The organism is Brachybacterium alimentarium (assembly GCF_002332425.1).
In the GTDB taxonomy this organism is placed as follows: Bacteria; Actinomycetota; Actinomycetes; order Actinomycetales; family Dermabacteraceae; genus Brachybacterium; species Brachybacterium alimentarium.
In genome coordinates this window covers 75127-100448 of sequence record NZ_NRGS01000022.1, presented here as the reverse complement: position 1 = coordinate 100448, position 25322 = coordinate 75127, and the positions used below count along the sequence as shown (strand labels likewise).

The 25322-nt window shown below is 70.7% G+C and carries 16 protein-coding genes; 8 read left to right on the top strand and 8 right to left on the bottom strand.

The window, feature by feature from the left end:
• Positions 1-247: 247 nt before the first annotated feature.
• The 3 genes from CIK71_RS12825 to CIK71_RS12815 all read left to right on the top strand — a co-directional run bounded on the left by CIK71_RS12825 (position 248) and on the right by CIK71_RS12815 (position 6310).
• Positions 248-3688 carry a bifunctional proline dehydrogenase/L-glutamate gamma-semialdehyde dehydrogenase gene (locus CIK71_RS12825; protein WP_096166222.1) on the top strand — a complete coding sequence of 1147 codons (3441 nt, stop codon included), beginning with the start codon at positions 248-250 and terminating at the stop codon, positions 3686-3688.
• A gap of 73 nt (positions 3689-3761) precedes the next feature.
• On the top strand, positions 3762-4946 hold the full coding sequence (locus CIK71_RS12820) for an acyltransferase family protein (protein WP_096166073.1): 1185 nt from the start codon (positions 3762-3764) through the stop codon (positions 4944-4946).
• Positions 4947-5032: 86 nt separating this feature from the next.
• A complete protein-coding gene (locus CIK71_RS12815) occupies positions 5033-6310 on the top strand; it encodes a glycoside hydrolase family 76 protein (protein WP_096166072.1) in 1278 nt (425 codons plus the stop codon).
• Between the two features lie 196 nt (positions 6311-6506).
• On the opposite strand, the gene CIK71_RS12810 is transcribed toward CIK71_RS12815, so the two are convergent.
• Positions 6507-7892 carry a UTP--glucose-1-phosphate uridylyltransferase gene (locus CIK71_RS12810; protein ID WP_096166071.1) on the bottom strand — a complete coding sequence of 462 codons (1386 nt, stop codon included), beginning with the start codon at positions 7890-7892 and terminating at the stop codon, positions 6507-6509.
• 62 nt (positions 7893-7954) lie between these two features.
• Positions 7955-9484: an ATP-binding cassette domain-containing protein gene (locus CIK71_RS12805; RefSeq protein WP_096166070.1), complete on the bottom strand. Its 1530-nt coding sequence runs from the start codon at positions 9482-9484 to the stop codon at positions 7955-7957.
• 277 nt (positions 9485-9761) lie between these two features.
• Between CIK71_RS12805 and CIK71_RS12800 the strand changes: the two genes are divergently transcribed.
• The 3 genes from CIK71_RS12800 (at position 9762) to CIK71_RS12790 (ending at position 14194) form a co-directional block, all read left to right on the top strand.
• Positions 9762-10409 (top strand): HAD family hydrolase, encoded by a 648-nt coding sequence (locus CIK71_RS12800; protein WP_096166069.1) that lies wholly within the window; start codon positions 9762-9764, stop codon positions 10407-10409.
• 58 nt (positions 10410-10467) lie between these two features.
• A complete protein-coding gene (gene metG / locus CIK71_RS12795; RefSeq protein WP_096166068.1) occupies positions 10468-12306 on the top strand; it encodes a methionine--tRNA ligase in 1839 nt (612 codons plus the stop codon).
• 397 nt (positions 12307-12703) lie between these two features.
• On the top strand, positions 12704-14194 hold the full coding sequence (locus tag CIK71_RS12790) for a sugar porter family MFS transporter (protein WP_096166067.1): 1491 nt from the start codon (positions 12704-12706) through the stop codon (positions 14192-14194).
• A 292-nt stretch (positions 14195-14486) separates the two neighbouring features.
• Here the strand turns inward: CIK71_RS12790 and CIK71_RS12785 are convergent, their stop codons facing one another.
• From CIK71_RS12785 to CIK71_RS12760, 6 genes are all read right to left on the bottom strand, one after another.
• Entirely contained in the window at positions 14487-16355 is a 1869-nt protein-coding gene (locus CIK71_RS12785; RefSeq protein WP_096166066.1) for a transketolase, read from the bottom strand.
• 206 nt (positions 16356-16561) lie between these two features.
• Complete coding sequence (locus CIK71_RS12780) at positions 16562-17350, bottom strand: PIG-L deacetylase family protein (RefSeq protein WP_096166065.1); 789 nt, start codon at positions 17348-17350, stop codon at positions 16562-16564.
• Positions 17351-17384: 34 nt separating this feature from the next.
• Entirely contained in the window at positions 17385-18569 is a 1185-nt protein-coding gene (locus CIK71_RS12775) for an FAD-dependent oxidoreductase (RefSeq protein WP_096166064.1), read from the bottom strand.
• Positions 18570-18619: 50 nt separating this feature from the next.
• Positions 18620-20038 (bottom strand): O-acetylhomoserine aminocarboxypropyltransferase/cysteine synthase family protein, encoded by a 1419-nt coding sequence (locus tag CIK71_RS12770; protein ID WP_096166063.1) that lies wholly within the window; start codon positions 20036-20038, stop codon positions 18620-18622.
• A gap of 245 nt (positions 20039-20283) precedes the next feature.
• Positions 20284-20946 carry a DNA-3-methyladenine glycosylase I gene (locus tag CIK71_RS12765; protein WP_096166062.1) on the bottom strand — a complete coding sequence of 221 codons (663 nt, stop codon included), beginning with the start codon at positions 20944-20946 and terminating at the stop codon, positions 20284-20286.
• Positions 20947-21087: 141 nt separating this feature from the next.
• On the bottom strand, positions 21088-21942 hold the full coding sequence (locus CIK71_RS12760; protein WP_096166061.1) for a siderophore-interacting protein: 855 nt from the start codon (positions 21940-21942) through the stop codon (positions 21088-21090).
• Between the two features lie 168 nt (positions 21943-22110).
• Between CIK71_RS12760 and CIK71_RS12755 the strand changes: the two genes are divergently transcribed.
• Together CIK71_RS12755 and CIK71_RS12750 are read left to right on the top strand one after the other, a co-directional pair.
• The gene (locus CIK71_RS12755; RefSeq protein ID WP_096166060.1) at positions 22111-23610 is read left to right on the top strand and encodes a phytoene desaturase family protein; all 1500 of its coding nucleotides are present in this window, start codon (positions 22111-22113) and stop codon (positions 23608-23610) included.
• A 282-nt stretch (positions 23611-23892) separates the two neighbouring features.
• The gene (locus CIK71_RS12750) at positions 23893-25305 is read left to right on the top strand and encodes a peptide MFS transporter (protein ID WP_241964124.1); all 1413 of its coding nucleotides are present in this window, start codon (positions 23893-23895) and stop codon (positions 25303-25305) included.
• The last annotated feature ends 17 nt before the right edge of the window (positions 25306-25322 follow it).

Genomic DNA, 25322 nt, shown 5'->3' with positions numbered 1-25322 from the left:
GTCCACCTCGCGGCACTGGCCGCAGGGTCGGCGCCCTCTCGCCTCGGTCGATCCTCCGTCGTCGGCGACCTCGGACCGTCCTCGGGTCCGACGCCGGACGAACCCCGGTTCGTGGGCTCCGCGGCGTCCCGCAGGCTCTACGATCAGGGAAGGGCGAAGAAGCCCGCACCGCCGTCACCGCCGTCCTGCACGGCGACCGAGGAGAAGACCTACGTTGTCCCCGTCGCAGTTCCCGCTCGATGAGCGCATGACCACCACGTTGTCCCTCGAGGACGTCTCCGCACAGGTGCACGCCTGGGTCGACGCGGCCGCGACCCGGCCCGTGCCGGGACCGGCGAAGATGCTGTCGGACCTGCTGCAGGATCCTCAGGGTCTGGACTTCACGCTGGGCTTCGTCGACCGGGTGGTCCGCCCCGAGGACCCGCACGCCGCCGCTGTCGAGCTGCGTCGCCTCGCGCAGGACCCGCCCGCCTTCCTCCCCCGCGCGCTGCGCCGCGTCGTCGCCCTCGGCGGCATGACCTCGCGGGTCGCCCCGTCCCTCGTGGTCCCGACTGCCCAGGCCGCGATGCGCAGGATGGTCTCCCACCTGATCCTCGATGCCCGCAGCGCACCGCTGACCGCGTCGATCAGCCGACTGACCGCGGACGGGACGACGCTGAACATCAATCTGCTGGGCGAAGCCGTGCTGGGTGCGCAGGAGGCGAGCCGTCGGCTCCAGGGAGTGCGGGAGATCGTGGCCCGCGACGATGTCGACTATGCCTCGATCAAGGTGTCCTCGATCGTGGACCATCTCCCGCTCTGGGCCGCTGCCCAGACCGTCGACCACATCGTGGAGACCCTGCTCCCGCTGTACCTGGACTCCGCCCGCTCGGACCGACCCACCTTCTTGAACATGGACATGGAGGAGTACCAGGATCTCGAGCTGACGCTGCAGGTCTTCGAGAAGCTCCTGGACCGTCCCGAGCTCGAGCAGCTCCACGCCGGCATCGTGCTGCAGGCCTACCTGCCCGACGCCCCTTCCGCGATGGCCCGGGTGCGCCGCTTCGCAGAACGACGCGTCGCCGCGGGCGGAGCGCCGGTGAAGGTGCGTCTGGTCAAGGGCGCGAACCTCGCCATGGAGCAGGTCGAGGCCTCTGTGCACGGCTGGACCCAGGCGCCGCTGATGAGCAAGGAGGAGACGGACGCGCAGTACAAGCGGATCCTGCTCGACGCCCTGCATCCCGAGCAGCTCGAGGCCGTGCACATGGGCGTGGCCGGCCACAACCTCTTCGATGTCGCCTTCGCGCACCTGCTGATGGGCGAGCGCGGAATCTCCGCGGGCGAGGGCAGCGGGGTCGAGTTCGAGATGCTCGCCGGCATGGCTCCCGGTCAGCAGGCCGTGGTGCGCGAGGCGACGGGCACGATGCGGCTGTACGTCCCGGTCGTCCATCCGCGTCACTTCGACGTCGCGGTCTCCTATCTCGTGCGCCGGCTCGAGGAGAACGCCTCCTCCGAGAACTTCCTCTCCGCAGCTTTCGAGCTCGAGACCGCCCCGGACCTTTTCGAGCGCGAGGAGCAGCGCTTCGCTCGCGCCCTGGACCGTGCCCTGCGCGAGAGCTCCGTGCCCACTCATCGCGATCAGGACCGGTCGACGGAGTCCCGCGGCGGCATGATCCCGCTGGGCAGCCCGGCCCTGCCCGCCGTGCCCGGCGCCTTCCGCAACACCCCGGACACCGACCTGTCCACCCCGGCGAACCAGGCCTGGGCCGAGCAGGTCACCCACCGGATCCGCGGCTCCGTGCTCGGCGAGGAGGAGATCCGCGCGGCCCGGGTCGACAGCGTCGAGGGCGTGGACGAGCTCATCACCGCCGCCCTGGACGCGCAGCCCGGCTGGGCCGGGCTCGGCGTGGAGAAGCGGGCACTGGTGCTGCGCCGGGTCGCCGGCACGCTCGCCGCGCACCGCGCCGAGATCCTCGAGGTGATGGCCTCGGAGACCGGCAAGACCCTCGAGCAGGGGGACCCCGAGGTCAGCGAGGCGATCGATTTCGCGCTGTACTACGCCGAGCAGGCCGAGCGCCTCGCATCGCTCGACGAGGTCTCCTTCACCCCACGGGCGCTCACTCTCGTCACCCCGCCCTGGAACTTCCCCGTCGCGATCCCCACCGGCGGCGCGCTGGCCGCGCTGGTCACCGGCAGCTCGGTGATCATGAAGCCCGCCCCGCAGGCTCGCCGCTGCGGCGCCTACATCGGCGGCCTCCTGCGGCAGGCCGGGGTGCCCGAGGGGGTCTTCACCCTGGTGGACGTGCCCGAGAACGAGGTGGGTCGGGCGCTCATCTCGGATCCGCGCGTGGACCAGCTGATCCTCACCGGCGCCTCGGACACCGCGGCCTTGTTCGCGTCCTGGAGGCCCGAGCTGCGGATCCTCGCGGAGACCAGCGGCAAGAACTCGATCATCGTCACCCCGCACGCGGATCTCGATCTCGCCGCCCGCGATGTCGCCGCCAGCGCCTTCGGCCATGCCGGCCAGAAGTGCTCGGCAGCCTCCCTCGTGATCACCGTCGGATCCGTCTCCCACTCGAGGCGGTTCTCCGCACAGCTCGCCGACGCCGTCCTCAGTCTCCATGTCGGCGAGCCGACAGATCCCACCGTCCAGATGGGTCCGGTGATCGAGCAGCCCGGCGAGAAGCTCACCGCGGGCCTCACGGAGCTCGGCGACGGGGAGTCCTGGCTGGCACGGCCGCATCAGCTCGACGAGGAGGGGCGTGTCTACTCCCCCGGCGTGCGCACCGGGGTCGCGGAGGGTTCCGCCTTCCACCTCACGGAGTACTTCGGCCCGGTGCTGGGCATGATGCACGCCGGCAGCCTCGAGGAGGCGATACGGATCCAGAACGGCACCGACTTCGGGCTCACTGCGGGCCTGCATTCCCTGGACCCGGAGGAGATCGCCTGCTGGACCGAGGGCGCCGAGGCGGGCAACCTCTACGTGAACCGCGGCATCACCGGTGCGATCGTGCAGCGCCAGCCCTTCGGCGGCTGGAAGCGCTCCGCGATCGGCCAGACCGCCAAGGCAGGCGGCCCGAACTACCTGGTGCATCTCATGGATGCCTCCGATCCCGAGGCCGAGGCCGTCGACCGCACCGCGGGCGCGGACGCGACGCAGGAGTGGCTGGCCGCCGCCCGGCACTCCGATCGCGAGCACTGGTCCTCGACCTTCGCGCCCCGCGACGTGCAGGACCTCCAGGGCGAGGTCAACGTGCTGCGGCACCTCCCGCTGCCGGTTCTGGTGCGTGCCGCTGCGGACGCCACCGCCGCCGAACTGACCCGGGTGCTGCATGCGGCGGCCACGGTGGGTGCCGAGGTGGAGGTGTCCCTCGCCGACGCCGAGCTCATGGAGGCCGCGACCGCGAGCGGGTTCGAGGCGGGTGACGTGCAGATCGAGGACGCCGAGGAGTTCTCGAGCCGTGTCCCCCAGGTCGAGCAGGCCCGCATCCGTCTGATCGGTACGGCCGACGACGCCCTGCGACACGCGATCGCGGACCGGATCGAGGTCGCCCTGTTCACCGGCGCTGTCGTGAGGAGCGGACGCGTGGAGCAGCTGGCCTTCCTGCATGAGCAGGCGATCAGCGCCACCGACCATCGCTACGGGAACCCGCTGCCCCACCCGATGGACCTCACCGGTGGAAAGGGCTGGCTGCGCGGCACCGCCTGAGCGCTCGCCTCGGTCCGACGTCGTACTCTGCTCGGGTCCGCCCCCAGATCACGCTCGAACTCGAAGGAGCCTCATGCCCGACGGAGACTCGACGACCCGGCGGCGCGGCACCCCGCGCAGTCGCCGCCCCCGCTCCTCCGACTCCGCCGACTCCACCGGCTCCTCGGGGATCGCTGCCCCGTCGGGCGCGGGGTCAGGCGAGGCGACCCCCGAGGGCCCGCCCTCGACCGCACGTCGGCCCCGCGATCCGTTCCTCGACAACGCCCGCGGCATCCTCATCACCCTCGTGGTCGTCGCGCACACCATCGAGTGCTTCTTCCAGAGCTCCCAGGTCTTCCCCGACACCGTGTACACGTGGATCTATTCGTTCCACATGGGAGCGTTCGTCCTGATCTCGGGCTATCTCTCGCGCTCCTACCGCAACGAGCCGCGCCAGGTGCGCCGTCTGCTCACGGCGATGGTCGTGCCGTACCTGATCTTCCAGGTGATCCATGAGCTCGCCAAGATGCTGCTGCAGGGCCACGAGTTCCACCTCCAGCTCTTCCTGCCGGCATGGACCCTGTGGTTCCTCCTCGCGCTGCTGCTGTGGCGCCTGGCCACCCCGGTGCTGCGCCAGCTGCGCTACCCGCTGGTGTTCGCCGTCGCGATCGCGGTGATCTCTCCCCTGGATGCCGATCTGGACTCGACCTTCACCCTGGGCCGCCTGGTGGGGATGCTCCCGTTCTTCGTGCTCGGGCTCGTGACCACGCCGCAGGCCCTCGAACGGCTGAAGGCCTTCCGCCATCGCTGGGTGGGCGGCGTCGTGCTGCTGGCGGCGCTGGCGTGCGCCTTCCTCCTGCGCGAGGACTTCCGCACCTCGATCTTCTTCCTGCGCTCGGCCTACGGCGAGGACTCCGGCATCCTGATGAGCATGGCCCTGCGTGTGGCCGTGCTGGTCGTGGGCGTGATCGCCTCGGTCGCGCTGCTGCTCGTCTCGCCCCGCGGCCGCTCCCCGCTGACGGCCCTGGGCGAGCGCTCGCTGACCATCTATCTGCTGCATCCCCTTTTCCTGATGCCGTTCCGCTACGCCGATGAGGTGCCGGACGTGACGTCGACCTGGTGGGGAACGCTCGGCCTGATCGCCGCGGCCGTCGTGCTCACCGCTGTCCTGGGCAGCGGCATCGTCGGGAAGCTGACCCGCTGGCTGACCGATCCGCCGATCGGGAACCTCCTGGTCAAGCCGGAGGAGCCCAAGGCCTCCCGCCCGGTCGGGGCCTGAGCTCAGCGGAATGCCGTGCGCGGCCCGCCGGCTGGGACTACCGTGAGGGCGGCCGACTCCCGAGTGCACATCGAGGTGCCCCCGTCATGACCGCTCCGCACAGTCCGTCCCGCCGCGGCGTCCTCGCCGCCACTGCCCTGGGAGGTGGCGGGCTGGCCGTATCGCCCGCCGTCGCCGCCCCCGGTGAGAGGACCGAACCCGCCATGACCGAGAACCAGCCCTCCCGCCCGCTCCCTGCCGACGAGGCGACCTCCCGTGCCCTCGCCGCAGCGAAGGCGCTGCTGGAGAGCTTCCGGGCCGAGACCGATCCGGACATGCTCATCGAGCGCGTGCCGCGCCAGGAGGAGGACCCGGAGTTCACCTACGTCTGGCCGCTCTCCCAGGCGCGCGCCGCCGTGACCGAGCTGATCGCAGCGGTCAGCGGTTCCCGGGGCGAGCACGACTCAGGGGAGCTAGATCTGGCCGCCGCCGACGCCGCACTGATCCGGGCGCAGGAGCACTACTGGTACCCGCAGGGCGGCACCACCGGCCTGCCCGGCTACACCGCCGCCACCGACTCGGCACAGGGCGCCAACGGCGACTTCTTCTACGACGACAACGACTGGATCGCGCTGCTGGAGATCGAGCAGCACCTCCTCACCGGCGCCGACGCCGGCGATCTCGAGCGCGCCGGCACGCTGCTCCAGCTGTTCCGCTCCGGGGAGTCCACCGATCCGTCGCTCCCCTGCCCCGGCGGCATCTTCTGGACGCAGGGGGACTGGAACACCTGCCGCAACACCGTCTCCACCTTCCCCTCCGCCAAGGTCGCCCTGCGGCTGCACCAGATCACCGGCGAGGACCAGGCCCTCGAGGACGCCCTGCGCTGGATGGACTGGGGCCGCGACACCCTGCTCGATCCGGAGAAGGGCCTGTTCTGGGACAACATCGATCTCGACGGCACTGTCGACAAGACGTTCTGGACCTACAACCAGGGCGTGCCGCTGGGTTGCGAGGCACTCGCCTTCGAGATCACCGGCGATCCCGTCCACCGCGAGCGCGCCGCCGCCCTGGCCGACGCGGTCATCGCGCACTACTCGCCGTTCGTCGAGGACTCGGCGTTCGATGACCAGCCGATCCAGTTCAACGCGATCCTGCTGTCGAACCTGCTGATGGCGGAATCGATCCTGGGCGGGCACATCCCGGGCCGGAAGATCACGCAGTCCTACGCACAGCGTCTGTGGGAGAACCGACGGGATCCCGAGACCGATCTCATCAACGGATCCCGCGAGACCGACGAGGGCACCCACCTGCTCGACCAGGCCGGATTCGCCCGCACCCTCGCTCTGGCCGCCATGCCGCGAGCCCAGTGGACGCACCTGAACTGACCGATCCGGCGAGCTCCCCGAACACTCCGTGATGTCCGGGTTCCCCGGGCTCCCGGGCTTCCCGGGAGGTCTCGCCCGCACAGAGCGCCGCCTCCCGCCCGACGCGTACAACGCCGAGCGGGAGGCAGCAGGCTGCGGGCGACGGGCTGCAGGCCACGGGCAGCGGGTTCAGCCCGCCCCACGACAGGTCAGCAGGTCAGGACGTGGCGGTCCCGACGCGGGCGCCCTCGGGCACCTCCCCGCCTTCTTCGCCGAGCACCGCATCGCCGACGACGGTGACGTCGGCGCCGAAGGTCCAGTCGCCCTGCACATCGAGGGTCGCGGCCTCGCGCAGGGACGGCACGCCGTGGGAGAACCGGGGCTCGAAGTCCTGGATGAGCTTGTAGGAGTTCGGGGCGAGCGATACGGCCGGCAGCGTGTCGACCTGCTGCACGAGCGCTCCCCGTCCATCGAGCGTGTAGGCGTCCGAGCGCACCAGCAGCAGGTCGCTCGTGGCCTTCACCGGGAGGAAGCGGTCGCGGCCCACGACGATCGCGGTGGCGCCGTCGAAGACCTCGATCGCCGCGCCCATCGCGGACTCGATCTGGTACACGGGCGTGCTGGCCTTGTCGGCCGGATCCACCGTCTTCTCGTTGCGGATCAGGGGCAGGCCCATGATGCCCTCGCGCTCCTTGAGCACCGCGTCGATCTGCTCGAGGTCGAACCACAGGTTGTTGGTGTGGAAGAACGGATGACGGTGCTCGTCGGTGAAGTAGTCCATCTCCTCGGCCGGGGTCTGCGCGGTGTCACGCAGGATGAGTCGGCCGTCGGACTTCCGCACGGCGAGGTGACCGCCCTTGCGATCCGCCGGGGTGCGGCGGCAGAGCTCCGCGGCGTACGGGGCGCCGGTGCTCGCGAACCACGAGGCGATCACCGGGTTCGGGACCGTGCCGAGGTTGTCCGAGTTGGAGACCGAGGCGTACTTGAAGCCGGCGTCCAGCAGCTGCCGGAGCAGACCGGAGGTCTGCAGCGCGGTGTAGATGTCGCCGTGGCCGGGCGGGCACCACTCCAGCGCCGGATCCTCGTCCCAGGTCACGGGGGTGAGGTCGTCCTGGCGGAGCTTGGGCTCCTTGTTCTGCAGGAAGTCCAGCGGCAGGTCGCCGACGGGCAGGTCCTCGTACTTCGAGAGCACCTCGAGGGTGTCCTCGCGGGTGCGGAAGGAGTTCATGAAGATCAGCGGCAGGCGCGACCCGGTGCCCCGACGGGCCGCGAGGACCTGTTCGACGATGATGTCCAGGAAGCTCTTGCCCTCACGCACCGGCAGCAGGGACTTCGCCTGGTCCAGCCCCATCGAGGTCCCCAGGCCGCCGTTGAGGTTGATGATCGCCAGCTGGTCGAAGACCTGCTTGGCGTGACCGGGATCGATCGAGACGTCCTCGAGCTTCGGCGGGTCGAGGTAGGGCTCGATGGTGTCCTCCGGGATGGACCCGGTGACGCCGTCCTCGAGCTGCCCGTAGTAGTGGGAGAAGACGTCGATCGCGGTCTGGGCCACCCCGTCATCGGCCATCTTCTGCTGCGCTGCGGCAAGTCCTTCAATGCTCATGCCACCAGGGTATCGGGACGGGCGCGTGCTCTGCTGCGTCCGTCCCGATCACCCGGCGAAGCTCAGCCGCCCAGCTCGAGCCGCGGCCAGTGTGCGAGCGCGCGCAGCACGGACCGATCGTGGGTGGCGAGCACCACGGCAGACGGCGTCCTCTCGAGCGCGTCGAGCAGGTCGTCGACGCCGCTGATCCCCAGGTGGTTGGTGGGTTCGTCGAGCAGGACGATGTCAGGCCGAGCGGTGAACACAGCGGCCAGCGCCCGCCGTCGCCGCTCCCCCGGGCTGCCCCGATGGGGTGACCTCGCCCGGTCGTCCTCCTGCTCGAGCAGTCCGATGCGCGCATCGCTCAGGCGCCGCACCGATCCGCTCATAGGGGCCAGGTCCCCGGCCAGGACGCGCAGGAGCGTCGTCTTGCCGGCGCCGTTCGGCCCCACCACCAGCAGGCGGTCGCCGCCCTCGAGGCGCAGGGAGGTCGCGGGCAGACGCGGCGGCAGCCCTGCTCCCCGCTCGATCTCCACCTCCTCGACGCGCAGCAGAGGTGCCCCCGCCCGGGTGTCGGAGGCGGGGAGCCGGAGCCGCGGAGGCGGCGTCGGCACATCGAGCCGATGTTCCTGAAGACGATCGATCCGATCGTTCAGCGCCCGCACCGCGCCCGGGGCACGGCTCTGCCGCTGATGCTTGCCGGTGCCCTTGTCGGGTCGCCATCCCGTGGAGAGACGGGAACGTGCTGCGTCGGCCTGGGACCGCAGCCGCTCGTGCTCCTCCTGCTGCGCGCGGTGCGCGTCCTCCCATGCGGCCCGATGACGGCGTCTGGCCTCCTGCCATTGCTCCAGGCCGCCGCTGACCAGCAGCGGTTCGCCGTCGCTGGTGGGGTCCAGATCCAGGAATGCGGTGGCGATCTCGGCGAGCAGAGCCCTGTCGTGGGAGATGATCGCGGCCGCCCCCGGATGCTCGCGCATCGCCTGGGTCAGGTGGTCGAGCGCCCGGGCGTCGAGATGGTTCGTCGGCTCGTCGAGCAGGAGCAGATCGGCCCGGGCGGCGATCACCCCGGCCAGGCGCACCCGGTAGCGCTGGCCCACGGACATCGTGTCGAGCCGGCGCCCCCGGTCGGTGATCGCGCCGACCTCCTCGAGAGCGACCTCGAGGCGGCGGGGCGCATCCCAGGCATCGATCGCGGTCGCCGCGGCGAGGGCGTCGTCGTAGCGCTGCGCCGCGGCGGCGCCGGTGTCCTCGCCGAGCGCTGCGGCGGCCTCGTCGAGGACGTGCAGCACGCCGAGCGGGTGCGCCAGGAGGACGTCGAGCAGCGCGCCGACGGTGCGCGGGCCCGAGTCGTCCACGGCCAGCTCCTGAGGCACGATGCCGAGGCTGCCGTGTCGTTCGATCGTCCCGGCATCGGGGTCGAGGTCGCCGCCGAGCGCCGCGAGGAGAGTGGTCTTGCCACGTCCGTTCTCGCCGACCACGGCGAGGCGGTCGCCCGGAGCGAGGGTGAGATCCACCCCGCGCAGCAGCACGCGGCCGCCGCGGGCGAGGTGGAGGCCCCGGGCGCGCAGGTGCGCGGTGCCGGTGGTGGTGCGGACAGAGATGTGCGAAGTCATGTCGTGCCTTCCGGTGGGAGGTCACCGGGCATGGCGGGGCGCCGCCCGGTCGGGTTCCGGACGACGGCGCGAGAAAGGGTGCTGTGGCGCCGCCGTCAGCGGCGGGCGCGGGGGCGCGGCGCGATGGTCGCGAAGCACAGGCAGGAGAACGACATGCCGCCGACCGTAGAGCACCCGCGGCGTGGCGTCACGCGAATACTCCAGTGCCACCATCGCGCCGCATCGTCTGCTCAGCGCCGCTCCCGCTCCTCGGCGCCGCCCTCCGTACGATGGCGCGATGAGCACCTCCCTGACTCAGCTGCGCGGTCTCGTGCACGATCACGACCTCCGAGCGGTGGTGTCGGACCTCGACGGGGTGCTGCGGCGCTTCGACCCGTCCCTGTGGGGCGAGCTCGATGCGGTCGCCGAGGTCCCCGACGGCACGGTCTACGAGGCGGTGCTCGGTCACCCTTTCCTCGACGAGGTGGTGCGAGGCCGCGGCACTCACCGCCAATGGCGCGAGCAGGCTGCGTCCGCGCTGGTGGCGGCAGGCAGCACCCCGGAGGGCGCCGACGCCGTGATCCGCGGTTGGCTGTCCTCCCCCGCCCGGATCGATCGAGAGGTCCTGGACGAGCTGGAGTCACTGCGCGGCGCGGGGATCCCGGTGTTCATCCTGACCAACGGCACCGACCGGGTGCCTGAGGAGCTCGACGACCTGGGGATCACGCCCTTCCTCGGTCCGGGCCGACGCTTCCTGCTGAACACGGCGGATCTCGGCGCAGCCAAACCGGACCGCGAGGCCTATGCCCTCGCGCATGCGCGGATCGAGCACGAGCTGGGCGAGGACCTGCGCGCCGAGCAGGTCGCGTTCCTCGACGACTCCCCGCGGCACGTGCGCGGTGCCGCTGCCTACGGGTGGCATGCGGTGCTCCACCACACCGAGTGAGAACGCGAAACCCGGTCCCGTCGGAGAACACGCCCGCTCTCCCCTAGAATCGACTCCCATGAGCACAGTCCTGTCCGCGGTCGCCTGGCCGTACGCCAATGGTCCCCGCCATATCGGTCATGTCGCCGGTTTCGGCGTCCCCTCCGACGTCTTCTCCCGGTACATGCGCATGGCCGGCCACGACGTGCTCATGGTCTCCGGCACCGACGAGCACGGCACCCCGATCCTGGTGGAGGCCGACTCCGAGGGCATCACCGCCCGAGAGCTCGCCGACCGCAACAACCGCCTCATCGTCGAGGACCTCGTCGCGCTCGGACTCTCCTACGATCTCTTCACCCGCACCACGACCCGCAACCACTACCAGGTGGTGCAGGACATGTTCGTCTCCGTGCGGGACAACGGCTACATGGTGGAGCAGACGACCTCCGGCGCGATCTCGCCGTCGACCGGTCGTACCCTGCCGGACCGTTACATCGAGGGCACCTGTCCGATCTGCGGCGCCGGCGGCGCCCGCGGCGATCAGTGCGACAACTGCGGCAACCAGCTGGACCCCACGGATCTCCTCGATCCCATCTCCCGCATCAACGGTGAGACTCCGCAGTTCGTCGAGACGTCCCACTGGTTCCTGGACCTCCCGGCCCTGGCGGGCGAGCTGGGCCGCTGGCTCGACGAGCGGGAGGCCACCGGACTGTGGCGCCCCAACGTCATCCGCTTCAGCCAGAACATCCTCGACGACATCAAGCCGCGCGCGATGACCCGCGACATCGACTGGGGCATCCCGGTGCCGGGCTGGGAGGACCAGCCCAACAAGCGCCTGTACGTCTGGTTCGACGCGGTGATCGGCTATCTCTCCGCCTCCATCGAGTGGGCGCGGCGCAGTGGCGACCCGGACGCGTGGCGCGCATGGTGGAACGACCCGGACGCCCTCGCCTACTACTTCATGGGCAAGGACAACATCGTCTTCCACTCCCAGATCTGGCCGGCGGAGATGATCGCCCAGAACGGCAAGGGCGACAAGGGCGGCGAGCCCGGGAAGTTCGGCGAGCTGCACCTGCCCACCGAAGTGGTCTCCAGCGAGTTCCTCACCATGGAGGGCAAGAAGTTCTCCTCCTCCAAGAAGGTCGTCATCTACGTGCGGGACATGCTGGAGCGCTACCAGCCCGACGCGCTGCGCTACTACATCTCGGCCGCCGGCCCGGAGACCCAGGACGCCGACTTCACCTGGAGCGATTTCATCTCGCGCACCAACAACGAGCTGGTGGCCGGCTGGGGAAACCTCGTCAACCGCACCGCCGCCATGATCGCCAAGAACGTCGGCGAGATCCCGGAGGCCGGCGAGCTCGAGCCGGTCGACGAGAAGCTCTTGAGCGCCATCCGCGACGGCTTCGGCGTGGTCGGATCCCTGATCGAGGCGCACCGCCAGCGCGCGGCGATCGCCGAGGTCATGCACCTGGTGGGCGAGGCGAACCGATACGTCTCCGAGACCGAGCCCTTCAAGCTGAAGGCCGAGGAGCAGCGTCCGCGGCTGCTGACCGTGCTGCATGTGCTCGCGCAGGCCGTCACCGACCTCAACACGATGATGGCGCCCTTCCTCCCCGAGTCCTCGAACGCCGTGGAGAAGGCTCTCGGCGGCGACCTGATGATTGCCCCGATGCCGCGCATCGACGAGGTCGAGGATCTCGACGGCGGCCCCGGCTACCCGGTCATCACCGGTGACTACACGGGAGTCCCTGCCTGGGAGCACCGTCCGGTCCCGGTGGGCCAGACCGTCGTCAAGCCCACCCCGATCTTCGTGAAGCTCGACCCCGAGGTCGCCGAGCAGGAGCTCGAGCGGCTGGAGGCCGAGGCGGAAGCTGCTGCCGCAGCGGCCGACGCCGACGCCGTGGCCGACGACTGAGGCGGACTTCGCTCCGACGGCTCCTGACGTGCCTGCTCCGGCACGATGCGCGCCGCGTTGCCCGCGCCCCGCTCTCCGCGCCCGGCATCCTTCAGGATACGACCGGGCGGTCGGGACGACCGGACGGTCGCGCCACCGGGTGCGGCAGCATTCCGGGATCCTCCGCGTGCGGGACGGCTGTGCGGCCTCGAGGCGTAGCGACGGCGTAGCCTGCTCGTCGAGGCCGACGCTGCTGGTCGAGAGGGATCTTGCCGGGGAGACGAGCGCGGCGCGTGAATGCTCGGACGCGTCGGCCCCGATGAGATCCACTGTTGGGGTGACTGCGCGGTAATGCCCGCCTGGCGGACCAGGTATAGCGTGGCAGGAGTTCCCGTCCCTCAACGAAGGCGAGCTTCCCATGTCCTCGTCCGCGACGCCCGCCGACGCCTCGGCCCACCAGATCCAACGTCTGAACCCGAAAGTCCTGGTCATCAGCATCGCTGCTGCTATCGGCGGGTTCCTGTTCGGCTTCGACACCTCCGTCATCAACGGCGCCGTCAACGCACTGTCGGACGAGTTCGCCCTCGGCGCCGGGCTGACCGGCTTCGCCGTCTCCTCCGCGCTGATCGGCTGCGCCGTCGGCGCCTGGTTCGCCGGCGCCCTGTCCAACCGCTACGGCCGCATCCCGGTCATGGTGATCGCCGCCATCCTGTTCTTCGCCTCCGCGATCGGCTCCGGCCTGGCCTTCGGCGTGTGGGACCTCATCATCTGGCGCGTGGTGGGCGGGCTCGGCGTGGGCGCCGCGAGCGTCATCGCCCCGGCCTACATCGCCGAGGTCGCCCCGGCGAAGTTCCGCGGTCGCCTGGGCTCGCTCCAGCAGCTCGCGATCGTGCTGGGGATCTTCACCGCGCTGCTGTCCAACGCTCTGCTGGCCAACACCGCCGGCGGCGCCGCTGAATCCCTGTGGTTCGGCGTGGACGCCTGGCGCTGGATGTTCATGATCGAGGCGGTGCCCGCCGCCGTCTACGGGATCATGGCCCTGTTCCTGCCGGAGTCGCCCCGCTATCTGATCGGCAAGGGAGACCTCGACAAGGCGTCGCGCGTGCTCTACGACTTCACCGGTGAGGTTGACGTCAACCTGAAGATCCAACAGATCCGCCGCACTCTCGAGCGCGAGGACAAGGGGAGCCTGCGGGACCTGCTGGGCGGCCGATTCGGGCTGAAGCCGATCGTGTGGATCGGCGTGCTGCTGTCCCTGTTCCAGCAGCTCGTCGGCATCAACGTCATCTTCTACTACTCGACCACGCTGTGGCAGTCCGTCGGCTTCGACGAGTCCCAGGCGCTGCTCACCAGCACGATCACCTCGGTGATGAACATCGTCGCGACGATCATCGCGATCCTGCTGGTGGACAAGGTCGGTCGCCGGCTGATGCTGCTGGTCGGCTCGGCCGGAATGACCGTCTCCCTGGGTCTGATGGCGCTCGCGTTCTCCTTCGGCGAGATCGCCCCGGGCGCCGATTCCATCACCCTCCCGGATCCGTGGTCCACCGTCGCGCTGGTCGCCGCGAACGCCTTCGTGATGTTCTTCGGAACCACCTGGGGTCCGCTGGTCTGGGTGCTGCTGGGAGAGATGTTCCCCAACCGGATCCGTGCCTCGGCGCTCGCGGTCGCGGCCGCCGCGCAGTGGGCCGCGAACTGGGCGGTCTCCGCAACCTTCCCCGCGCTGTCCAACATCGGTCTGAGCTTCGCGTACGGACTGTACGCGGCCTTCGCACTGATCAGTCTGCTGTTCGTCTTCCTCTGGGTCCCCGAGACGAAGAACCGCGAGCTCGAAGACATGGACGACCTGCAGCTGGGTCATCGCAAGAAGGACGCCGAGAAGACGGCACCGAGCACGGACGGCGCCTGACACCTCTCCAGCTCTTGAACTCTTGAGCTCTTGAGCTCACGCGAGCTTCATGCAGACGTCCGCCCCGGNNCCGGGGCGGACGTCTGCATGATGCGGCCCGTCAGCTCTGCGGCCCGTCGGCTCTGCGGTGCGGTCGATCAGCTTTGCCGCCGATCGGCTCTGCGGCCCGTCGGCTCTGTGGTGCGGCCGGTCGGTTCTTCTGCGGAGGCAGCGACGGACGGCAGGGTCCGCTGCGGATGGCCCTGCCGCAGCGGGAGGGCCGGGCTCTCAGGGCCCGGCCCTCCCGACGGCGTCAGCCCTCCAGCAGGCTGCGCGCCGCCGACGCGATGTGCGCAGCATCGATCCCGGCCCAGTCGAGCAGCTCGGCGCTGGTTCCCGAACCGGGCACTCCGTCGACCGCGAGATGCGCCAGGTGCAGGTCCGTGATCGGCGCGGAGGCGAGGCCCGCGAGCACGGCGGCCCCGAGTCCGCCCTCGGCATGATGGTCCTCGGCGACGACGACTCGACCGCCGGTGGCCTCGACGGCCGCGCTGATGCCCTCGACATCGATCGGCTTGATCGAGTAGGCGTCGATCACGCGTGCGCGGGTGCCCTGCTCGGCCAGCGTGGCCGCCGCGGAGAGCGCCTCGTGGAGCGTGACGCCGGCACCGATCAGGGTGACGTCGTCGTTCTCGGACGAGACCAGGGTCTTGGAGCCGCCGAGCGGGAACTCCTCCCCGGCCTCGTAGAGCCCCGGGTACTCACCGCGGGTGGTGCGCATGTAGCTCACACCGGACGTCTCGGCCATCTGCTGCACGAGGGCTGCGGTCGAGGTGCCGTCCGCCGGGTAGAGCACGGTGGAGCCCTGCGTGGCGGCGAACAGGGCGAGATCCTCCAGGCCCATCTGCGAGGGACCGTCGGCCCCGATCTCGACGCCCGCATGGGAGCCGACCATCCGCAGGTCGACGCGGGAGACGGGCGCCATGCGAATGAAGTCCGCTGCGCGGGTCAGGAAGGCCGCGAACGACGAGGCGAAGGCGATGTGGCCGCGAGTGGAGAGCCCGGTGGCGGCGGCGACCATCTGCTGCTCCGCGATGAACATCTCGAAGAAGCGCTCCGGATGCCCGTCGACGAAGGTGCCGGTCCCGGTGGAGTTGGAGACCTCGCCGTCCAGCGCCACCACGCGCGGATCGGCGTCGCCGAGGGCGGCGAGCGCGGCACCGTAGGCCTTGCGGGTGGCGACCCCCTCGCCCTTCTCGAAGGTCGGCATGGACGCGGTGCCCACCGTCGGCTCGGGGCGATCGATCTGGGGAGCGGCCGGCCCGCGGACCAGCAGGTTGCTCTCGCCCCCGAGCTCGGCGATGGCCTTCTCCGCCTTGTCCTGCGGCAGCGGCTTGCCGTGCCAGCCGTCGGCGTCCTCGACCTCGGAGAAGCCCTTGCCCTTCACGGTCTTCGCGAGGATCACCAGGGGCTTGTCCAGGTCGCCGTCGGCCTCGGCCAGCGCGTGATCGATCTGTGCGATGTCGTGCCCGTCGATGACGACGGCACGTGCGCCGAACGCCTCGACGCGGCGCTGGTAGGACTCCAGGTCCCAGCCGAGGTCGGTCGGGCCGCGCTGGCCCAACCGGTTCACGTCGACGATCGTGACCAGGTTCGTCAGCCCGTAGTGGGAGGCCTTGTCCAGTGCCTCCCACATCGAGCCCTCGGCCATCTCGCTGTCGCCGCAGAGCACCCACACCCGGTACGGGGCCTTCTCGAGGTACTTGCCCGACAGTGCGATGCCCACGGCGTCGGGCAGACCCTGGCCGAGGGAGCCGGTGGCGACATCCACCCACGGCAGCACCGGGGTGGGGTGACCCTCGAGGCGCTCGTCGAATCGGCGGTAGCCGTTCATCAGCTCCTGGTCGGAGACGACGCCGGCGGCCTTGTACACGGCGTACAGCAGCGGCGAGGCGTGTCCCTTGGAGAAGACCAGATGGTCGTTGCCGGGGGCTTCCGGGGAGTCCCAGTCGTAGCGCAGGTGACGGCTCATCAACGTGGCCAGGAGGTCCGCTGCGGACATGCTGGAGGTGGGGTGGCCGGATCCGGCGCTCGTGGACGAGCGGATCGAGTCGACCCGGAGCTGCGCGGCGAGCCCGGGGATCTGGGAGAGGTCGAAACCCTCGTGCTGGGTGGTGGACATGGACTGCTCCTTCCGTGGGCCCTCGTGCGCGCTGCTGGGCGCGCCGGGGCACCGTGGTATGTCGTCCTGTACACCTCCACACTAGGAGGCTCCGGGGTCGGCGTACATGCCACGGACGACCAAGCGGTCCGATTGCTCTCGGGCGCGCGCCGCGTGCGAGCGGGAGCTGCCGGGGCCGGCGGGGCGCGGTTCCTCGTCGCCGGGTGCTACTCCTCGGAGCCGCTCAGCCCGCCGAGGTCGACCACGCGGAGGGTGACGGCGTGAGCGGTGCCCGCCGCCTCGCCGCCGTGGCGAAGGATCTCCGGGATGAACTCCTCCGGCGCGGGGTGGCCGGTGACGTGCTCGAGGTAGGCCTCATGGGCCTTGAGGGACTCCACCGCCGCCTGCACCTGGTCCGCGTCCACCTGCTTGGCGTGGGTGGGGTCGGGATGCCCGGCGATGAGCATCGCGCGGGCGCTCCAGGGCTCGAGCCCCTCCTGCTCGAGCAGTTCACGGAACACCCACGGGTTCGCGGCATCGCGGGCGGCGTCCACGGCGCTGAGCCCTGCGGCCCGATGATCGGCCTGGTTGTAGGAGCCGTAGGCCTCCAGGTCGAAGTTCGCGGTGAGGACCAGGTGCGGCCGCACCCGGCGCATGACGCGCGCGATGTCCCGTCGCAGGGGCAGGCCCGCCTCGAGCATGCCGTCGGGGTGGTCGAGGTAGAGCAGGTCCCTGACGCCGACGAGGTCGCAGGCGCGGCGCTGCTCGAGGGCACGCAGCGGACCGACCACCTCCGGGGCCTCGGCCATGCCCGCCTCGCCGCGGGTGAGCAGCAGATAGGTGACCTCGACCCCCGCCTGGGTCCACGCCCGCACCGCGGCGGAGGTCCCGTACTCCATGTCGTCGGGGTGGGCGACCACGCACAGCACCCGCTGGACGCCGTCCTCGGGCAGCGCCGGCAGCGCGGGCAGATCAGAATGCGCAGCCTGATCAGAGGACGTGAGGCTGTCGGACATGACGCTCCTTCGCGAGGGGACCGGGCCTCTCACTCTAGGCGGCGCTGGTGCTGCGGCGGGCGGGGGTGCCCTCGCGCTCGAGGTCGAACGTCCTCAGCAGCGTGTTCACGGCCGCGCGACCGGCGCGATTGGCACCGATGGTGGAGGCGCTGGGTCCATAGCCGAGCAGGTGGATCCGGGGGTCCGCAGCGGCGGCGGTGCCGTCGATCCTGATGCCGCCGAGGTCGCTCCTCAGCCCGAGCGGTCGCAGGTGCCGCAGCTCGTGACGGAATCCGGTGGCCCAGAGGAGCGTGTCGAGCTCGGTGAGCGTGCCGTCGGCCTCCACCACGCCCTGCGGGGTGAGGCGGGTGAACATCGGCCGACGCTCCAGGATGCCGCGCCGCTGGGCCTCGCGCAGTGCGGGGGTCCACACCAGTCCCGTGTTCGAGACGACGGATCCGACGGGCAGCCCTCGGCGCACGCGGTCCTCGACCCCTGCGATCGCGGCCCGCCCGGCCTCTCGATCGAAGGAGCGCTCCGAGAGCTCGACCTCGCGCCGGGTGTACCAGAAGGTCTCAGCGACCTCGGAGATCTCCTGCAGGAAGCCGAGTGCGCTGATGCCGCCGCCTACGATCCCGACCCGCTGGCCGGCGAAGTCCTCGGCGCGCACGTAGTCGACCGTGTGCAGCTGCCGGCCGCGGAACTCATCGGCTCCGGGCAGTGCGGGCAGGAACGGCCTGGTCCAGGTTCCCGTCGCGTTGAGGATCGCGCGGGTGAGGATCGGGGGCAGGCGCTCACCGTCGGCATCGATCGAGTGCACGAGCAGCGGTGGCAGAGCTCCCGCATCGGCCTCGGCCGGAGCACTCGGAGGGGGCGCGGCATCGGTGTGGGCCCCAGATGCTGCCGACGGCTCGTCCTCGACGAGGGTGACCCGCACCGGCCGTTCGATCTGCAGGTCGAAGCGCTGCTCGAACGCGGCGAAGTAGTCCGGCACGGCCCGCCGGGCGGGTTCCTGGGGTTCCGCCTCCACGGCGGGCATGTCCGGCAGCTCGCGGATGCCGTTGACCGTGGCCATGGTGAGGCTGTCCCAGCGATGCCGCCAGGCCCCGCCCGGCCCGGCCTCGGCGTCGAGCACCACGACCGAGGACACTCCACGTCGCTGCAGGTGGTAGGCGGCGGAGAGGCCGGCCTGGCCGGCGCCGATCACGACGACGTCCGCGGTGCGCAGGGCTCCCTCCATGCTCACTCGAACTCGCGGCCGGGCCAGGATGTTCCGCTGGGCGAGCGGGATCACCCCTGCCGAGCGAGCAGCGCGTCCGGGGAGGCTGTGGCGGTCGGCGCGGCGTCCGGTGCCGCGGAGGCGGCTGCCGACGCGCCACCGCGGTCGTGTCCGGCCCGGGCCGCGGCGGCGGCCGACGTGGCGCGGTCGTTCCCGACCCGGGCGGCGGCGGTGAGGCCCCGGTCGAGGTCCGCAGCGAGATCTTCGATGTCCTCGAGACCGATGCTCAGCCTGACCGTGCCGGGGAGCACGCCGCACGCCCGGCGCTGCTCCTCCCGCAGGTGGGAGTGCGTAGTGGTGGCCGGGTGGCACACCAACGAGCGGGCGTCGCCGATGTTGACGGCGAGGGTGAACAGCTCCAGGGCATCGCAGAAGGCCGCGGCGGCGGTCTCTCCTCCTGCCAGGTCGAGGGAGAACACTCCGGAGGTGCCGTGGGGGAAGTCTCGCGCGGCGAGAGCGGCGTCCGGCCTGCCGGGGATCGTGGGGTGGTTGACGCGCTCCACGCCGGTCGCCCCGTGCAGGCGAGCGGCGAGAGCGGTGGCGTCGGCGCTGATCTTGCGCATGCGCAGATCGAGGGTCTCGATGCCCACCAGGATCTGCTGGGCGCTGGTGGCGGGGAGCGTGGCCCCGAAATCGGTGACGTACTTGGCGCGCGCGTAGGACAGCAGTCCGGAGCCGCCGCGGTCGTAGTCGTCCGCGAAGGTGACGCCGAAGCGTCGGTTGGGCGTGGTGAGGCGCTGCCATCGGTCGGGACATCGCCGCGGATCGAAGCTGCCGGTGTCCACGATCAGCCCCGCGATGGTGGTGCCGTGGCCGCAGAGGTACTTCGTGGCCGAATGGACCACCACGTCGGCCCCGTGCTCGCCCGGGCGGTACAGCGCCGGGCTGGACAGGGTCGCGTCGACCACGACCGGGACGTCGTGGGCATGGGCGATCGCGCTGATCGCGTCGAGGTCCACGAGCTGCGCACCGGGATTGGCGATGGACTCGACGATCACGGCGCGGGTATCGGGCGTGATCGCCCGTTCCCACGCTTCCAGGTCCCACGGGTCCACGCTCGTGCTGGTCACGGACAGGTCAGCGAGGGTGTCATCGAGGAACTCGGTGGTGCCTCCGTAGAGGAGCTCGGAGGCGACGACGTGGCTGCCCGGTTCCAGCAGTGCGCACAGCGCGACGGTCGTGGCCGCCTGCCCGCTGGCGACCGCGATCGCTCCGATCCCGCCCTCGAGGGCGGAGATGCGCTCTTCGAGCACAGCGGTGGTGGGGTTCCCGGAGCGGGAGTAGGCGAAGCCCTCGCTGCGCCGGGCGAAGAGGTTCTTCAACGAGCTGTGGTCGTCGTGCGCGTAGGCGCTCGAGCTGTAGATCGGAGGGGTGACGGCGCCGTGCATGTCCTCGGCTCTCCAGCCCGCGTGGATGGATGCAGTGCTCACGTCGGCCTCCCCGATATCGTTGCCGTTTTCCGCGCTGGATGCGGCGCGTGCTGACACATCACACATCAGGTCCAGCGGAGCTCGCGAAGAATATGACGGACTGTGGACGTCGTCGGGCGACCGCAGTTCGCACCGGGTCCTCCGGGCTCTTCGAGCGAGAGCCTGCGCCACCTGCGTCGGTGGCGCGCAGCGCGGTCACGGGGCACCGACGGTCAGCCGACCGCCCGGGGCAGGGGGCGGTGAGGTCAGGCGGGGGTGCCGTCCTCGGCCCAGACGCCGGAGCTGCCGCGACGATGCGAGCCCAGCAGGTGGGTGTCGACCACGCCGAGCGCCTCCATCAGGGCGAACATCGTGGTGGGGCCCACGAAGCGGAAGCCATGGCGCTTGAGCTCCTTGGCGAGGGCGACCGATTCGGTGCTCGTGGTGGGCACCTCGGCGGGCGCAGCCGGTTGCGGTGTGCGCTCGGGCCGGTACGACCACACCAGCTGACCCAGATGGCTGCCGGGCCCGAGATCGCCGCGCGGCCCGAGCCCGTCCAGCTCACGCAGGGCGATGGCCGCGCGGGCGTTGGCGATCGTGGCCTCGATCTTGCCGCGGTGGCGGATGATCCCGGTGTCCTGGAGGAGCTCGGCCACCTCCTGCTCGCCGAATGCCGCGACGGGCTCGAGAGCAAAGCCCGCGAAGGCGCGGCGGAAGCCCTCGCGGCGACGCAGGATCGTCGCCCACGACAGCCCGGACTGGAAGCCCTCGAGGGCGAGGCGCTCGAAGACGCCCTGCTCATCGTGCACCGGCAGGCCCCACTCGGTGTCGTAATAGGTACGCAGGTCCTCGTGCACCGAGGCCCAGGCGGGGCGGGCGAGCCCGTCGTCACCCACGACCAGCGAGGGCGGCTCCGTCCCGTCGGTCATCGGGTCCGCTCGGCCGCGGTCGAGACCTCGGAGAGCGCTGGCTCTGCTCTCCCAGCGACCCCACGGGTTCCGGCGATCTCAGCGGTCCCCACGATCCCAGCGATCCCAGCGATCTCAGCAGTCCCCGCGATCCCAGCGATCTCAGTCATCGATCTTCCCGATCGCCTCGCGCTTCTCGGCCTGGAACTGGTCCTCGATCCGGCCCAGGGCCCAGTAGGCCGAGATCGAGATCTGGTCCCGCGGGATGCCCGCCTCCTTGACGAGCACCCGGCGCAGCTGCTTGGTGAGGCCGCGCTCGCAGTGGCAGAACACCTGCAGCCCGTCCGTCTCGAGGTCCAGCGCGCTGACCGCGTCGAGCAGCTGCTCGCGCTCGCCGATCACCCAGCGCACCTCGATGCCCTCGGGGTGCTCGAGGGTGAGGACGTCGGACTCCTCATCGAGGTGGATGAGGACGAGGCCGGTGGCGCCGGGGTCCATCGTCTCCAGCGAGGCCGCGATCGCCGGCACCGCGGCGTGATCGCCGATCAGCAGGTGCGTGGTGGACGCCGGGTCGGGCGTGTATCCGCCGCCGGCGCCGTTCATCGCGATGCGGTCGCCCGGGAGCGCCTCGTCGGCCCAGCGAGCGGCGGTGCCGGCGTCCTCACCGTGGCCGTGCAGGACGAAGTCGACGTCGATGGTGCGAGCCTCGTCGTCCCAGCGGCGCACCGTGTAGGTGCGGCGCACCGGCAGCTGCTCGGGAGCCTCCTCACGCAGCGCATCGAGGTCGTACGGGGGCGTGAGGCCGGTGGCCGGATCGGCGATCAGCAGCTTCACGTAGGCATCACTGTGCTCGTTGCGGTTGAGGTCGTCATAACCGTCCCCTCCGAGGGTGACGCGCAGCAGCTGCGGTGTGATGCGGGTCTTGCCGATCACCTCGAGCACGGCCTGCTTGCGCGGGCGGCGTGCCCCGCGCTCGGCGGCGGCAGGGGGCGGGGTGGGCGTCGTCGTGGTCTCCATCCCTCCACATTACGCGACATCGGTGTTTCGTAAATGAGAGGCCAGTCCACGGACAGGGCCCTCCTCGCTCTCCCTACGGCTCACCGCATGTCCGGGCGCATCGATCAGGGCTCACTGTCGACGCTCCTGCGCTGACTCCGCCTCCCCCGCCCTGACTAAGCTGGCTCCATGAGCGTTCCCCCGGCCCACGAGTTCGACGCGGTCGTCGTCGGCTCCGGACCCAACGGCCTGGCCGCCGCCGTCACCCTCGCCCGAGCGGGTCTCAGCGTCCAGGTGCTCGAATCCGAGGAGACCCTCGGCGGCGGTGCGCGCACTCTCGACCTCGGGCTCGCCCCCGGGATCCTCCACGACATCTGCTCGGCGGGTCATCCGTTGGCCCTCGCCAGTCCCTTCTTCACGAAGTTCGACGTGCGGGCCCGCGGGGTCGAGCTGGTGGCGCCCGAGGCGTCCTACGCGCAGCCCCTGGATGCCGAGCCGGCGGCGATCGCGTGGCGCGACGCGGAGCGCACGGCCGACGGGCTCGGTGCGGACGCCGCTGCCTGGCGCGCCACCCTCGGAGCGCTCTCCCGCGATCAGGATCTGGTGGTCGAGCTCTCCCTCGGCGACAAGCGCTCGATCCCTCAAGCCCTGGTGACTCCGCGCACGCTCGCCGCCGCACCGCTGTTCGGGGCACTGCTGGGACTGCAGGGCACTCCCGCCTGGTCGCTCCCCTTCCGCACCGAGCGCGCCCGCGCCCTGCTCACCGGCGTCGGCGCACATGCCATCGGGCGCCTGCCCTCGCTCGCGCTGAGCGCGACATCAGCACTGTTGGGCACCATCGCGCACGGCGTGGGCTGGCCGATCCCCGTCGGCGGGTCGCAGTCGATCATGGACGCCCTGGTCTCGGATCTCCGGGCCCACGGCGGACAGCTCACCACCGGGCATCGCGTGCGCACGTGGCGCGACGTGCCTCCCGCCCGGGCGGTGCTGCTGGACACCACCGCAGGCGCCGCCGCAGACATCCTCGCCAACCGACTGCCGCGCCCGTTGGAAGCCGCGCTGCGGAGATTCCGGCACGGTGACGCCGCGGCGAAGGTCGACTTCGTGCTGTCCGGTCCGGTGCCGTGGCGGGATCCGGACGTGGCGCTCGCGGGGACCCAGCATCTCGGCGGCACCCGTCATCAGATGGCCGCAGCGGAGGCGGAGGTCGCCGCCGGACGGGTCCCCGAGCATCCCGTGACGCTGGTGAGCGATCCGTCGCTCGTCGATCCTTCCCGGATCCACGGGGGCCTGCGCCCGCTGTGGACGTACGCACATGTGCCGGCGGGGAGCACGATCGATCCGACCGAGCTGGTCACCCGACAGATCGAGCGGTTCGCCCCGGGCTTCCGCGACGTCATCGTCACCTCGCGCGGGATCCCCGCTTCCGAGATGGCCCATCACAATCCGTCGCTGGTGGGCGGCGACATCTCCATGGGGCGGGTGACGATGTGGGACATGATCGCCCGTCCCACCGCGCGCTGGGATCCGTATCGTCTGGCCGACACCGGCTGGTACCTCTGCTCGGCCGCGACACCGCCCGGCCCGGGCGTGCACGGGATGAACGGGTGGCACGCGGCCCGGCGGGTGCTGCGCCAGGAGTTCGGGATCCGAGAGATGCCGGACCTGTCCCCCGATCCGCGCGACTGAGGTGGGCGTCCTCGTGCTCACCGCCGGTCCTGCCGCCCGGACTCGTCGCCCGCGCCTGTCGCCGGACAGCGTATTTTTCTGACATCTGACTGACGACTGACTTGTCACATGGCGCTCCCGGGCCTTGGCACCGGCTCGCGAGATGTCGCAGTATCGGTCACCGTGAATTCCTCTGACGATCCTGGTCCGACGTCCGCCCCCGACCGTCCGGGCGGCGACGGCGGCGCAGCCCTCGATGCCCTGAGCAGCGAACGGCTCCACAACCCGTCGGGCAAGACCTTCATGGGCCAGCCCCGGCCGTTGGCGAACCTGTTCAGCGTCGAGCTGTGGGAGCGCTTCAGCTTCTACGGCATGCAGGGCATCCTCGCGATCTACATGTACTTCTCGGCCACCGCCGGCGGGCTGGGGATCGACGAGAGCGTCGCCCTGAGCATCGTCGGGGCGTACGGCGGATCGGTGTACATCTTCTCGATCCTCGGCGCACTGGTGTCCGACCGGCTGCTGGGCCCCGAGCGGACGCTGTTCGGCAGCGCCGTGATGATCATGTTCGGTCATATCGCACTGGCGCTCATCCCGGGCGTGCCCGGACTGGTGACCGGTCTGCTGCTGGTGGGCATCGGCTCCGGCGGCCTGAAGTCCACCGCGGCGACGCTGGTCGGATCGCTGTACGACCTCAAGGACACCCGTCGCGACGCGGGATTCTCCATCTACTACATGGGCGTGAACATCGGCGGCCTCCTCGGGCCGCTGGTCACCGGCTTCGCCCAGAAGGAATGGGGCTTCCACCTCGGCTTCGGCCTCGCCGCCATCGGCATGGCCATCGGCCTGACCCAGTACCTGCTGACGCGCAGGTCCCTGCCGCAGACCGTGCACGTGGTGCCCGATCCCCTCCCCCGTTCGAAGTACCTGCTGTGGGCGGCCATCGCCGTGCTCGTGGTGCTGGTGGTGCTGATCCTCGTGGCGACCGGGATGATGAATCCCGGCAACCTCGCGAACATCATGGTGGGGCTGTCGGTCGTCGGCGCGATCGTCATCTTCGCGATGCTGCTGACCTCCAAGAAGGTGGGGCCCGACGAGCGCTCCCGGGTGGTGGCCTTCATTCCGCTGTTCATCGGCACCGCGGCGTTCTTCGCCCTGTTCCAGCAGCAGTTCACGGTGATCACGCTGTACTCGGACACGCGGCTGAACCGCAACCTGCTGGGCTGGGAGATGCCGATCTCCTGGGCGCAGTCCTTCAACCCGTTCTTCATCATCACGCTGGCACCGGTGTTCGCCGCGCTGTGGACGAAGCTCGGCACGCGCCAGCCCACCACGCCGAAGAAGTTCTCGCTCGGCATCATGCTCATGGGCGCCGCGTTCCTGCTGTTCCTGCCGATGGTGCCGGTGGCCTCGGTGCCGGTGCTGTGGATCGCGCTGATCATGCTGGTCGCCACGCTCGGCGAGCTCTCGCTGTCCCCAGTGGGCCTCTCGCTCACCACCAAGCTGGCCCCGGCTGCCTTCCCGGTGATGATGATGGCGCTGTACAACCTGTCGGTCGCCCTGGGCACGTCGCTGTCCGGTGCGCTCGCGCAGTTCTACTCCGCCGAGACCGAGGGAGCATACTTCGGTGTCCTCGGCGCGGTGACCATCGGGATCGGGCTGATCATGCTCGCGATCTCCAAGCCGGTCCATCGGCGCATGCGCGGGGTCCTCTGACCCCTCCCGCCACCGAC

What these genes read in the sequence shown, in the direction of transcription:
- CIK71_RS12825 (WP_096166222.1), top strand. Translation starts at nt 248, where the DNA reads ATGACCACCACGTTGTCCCTCGAGGACGTCTCCGCACAGGTGCACGCC.
- CIK71_RS12820 (WP_096166073.1), top strand. Translation starts at nt 3,762, where the DNA reads ATGCCCGACGGAGACTCGACGACCCGGCGGCGCGGCACCCCGCGCAGT.
- CIK71_RS12815 (WP_096166072.1), top strand. Translation starts at nt 5,033, where the DNA reads ATGACCGCTCCGCACAGTCCGTCCCGCCGCGGCGTCCTCGCCGCCACT.
- CIK71_RS12810 (WP_096166071.1), bottom strand. Translation starts at nt 7,892, where the DNA reads ATGAGCATTGAAGGACTTGCCGCAGCGCAGCAGAAGATGGCCGATGAC.
- CIK71_RS12805 (WP_096166070.1), bottom strand. Translation starts at nt 9,484, where the DNA reads ATGACTTCGCACATCTCTGTCCGCACCACCACCGGCACCGCGCACCTG.
- CIK71_RS12800 (WP_096166069.1), top strand. Translation starts at nt 9,762, where the DNA reads ATGAGCACCTCCCTGACTCAGCTGCGCGGTCTCGTGCACGATCACGAC.
- metG (WP_096166068.1), top strand. Translation starts at nt 10,468, where the DNA reads ATGAGCACAGTCCTGTCCGCGGTCGCCTGGCCGTACGCCAATGGTCCC.
- CIK71_RS12790 (WP_096166067.1), top strand. Translation starts at nt 12,704, where the DNA reads ATGTCCTCGTCCGCGACGCCCGCCGACGCCTCGGCCCACCAGATCCAA.
- CIK71_RS12785 (WP_096166066.1), bottom strand. Translation starts at nt 16,355, where the DNA reads ATGTCCACCACCCAGCACGAGGGTTTCGACCTCTCCCAGATCCCCGGG.
- CIK71_RS12780 (WP_096166065.1), bottom strand. Translation starts at nt 17,350, where the DNA reads ATGTCCGACAGCCTCACGTCCTCTGATCAGGCTGCGCATTCTGATCTG.
- CIK71_RS12775 (WP_096166064.1), bottom strand. Translation starts at nt 18,569, where the DNA reads ATGGAGGGAGCCCTGCGCACCGCGGACGTCGTCGTGATCGGCGCCGGC.
- CIK71_RS12765 (WP_096166062.1), bottom strand. Translation starts at nt 20,946, where the DNA reads ATGACCGACGGGACGGAGCCGCCCTCGCTGGTCGTGGGTGACGACGGG.
- CIK71_RS12760 (WP_096166061.1), bottom strand. Translation starts at nt 21,942, where the DNA reads ATGGAGACCACGACGACGCCCACCCCGCCCCCTGCCGCCGCCGAGCGC.
- CIK71_RS12755 (WP_096166060.1), top strand. Translation starts at nt 22,111, where the DNA reads ATGAGCGTTCCCCCGGCCCACGAGTTCGACGCGGTCGTCGTCGGCTCC.
- CIK71_RS12750 (WP_241964124.1), top strand. Translation starts at nt 23,893, where the DNA reads ATGGGCCAGCCCCGGCCGTTGGCGAACCTGTTCAGCGTCGAGCTGTGG.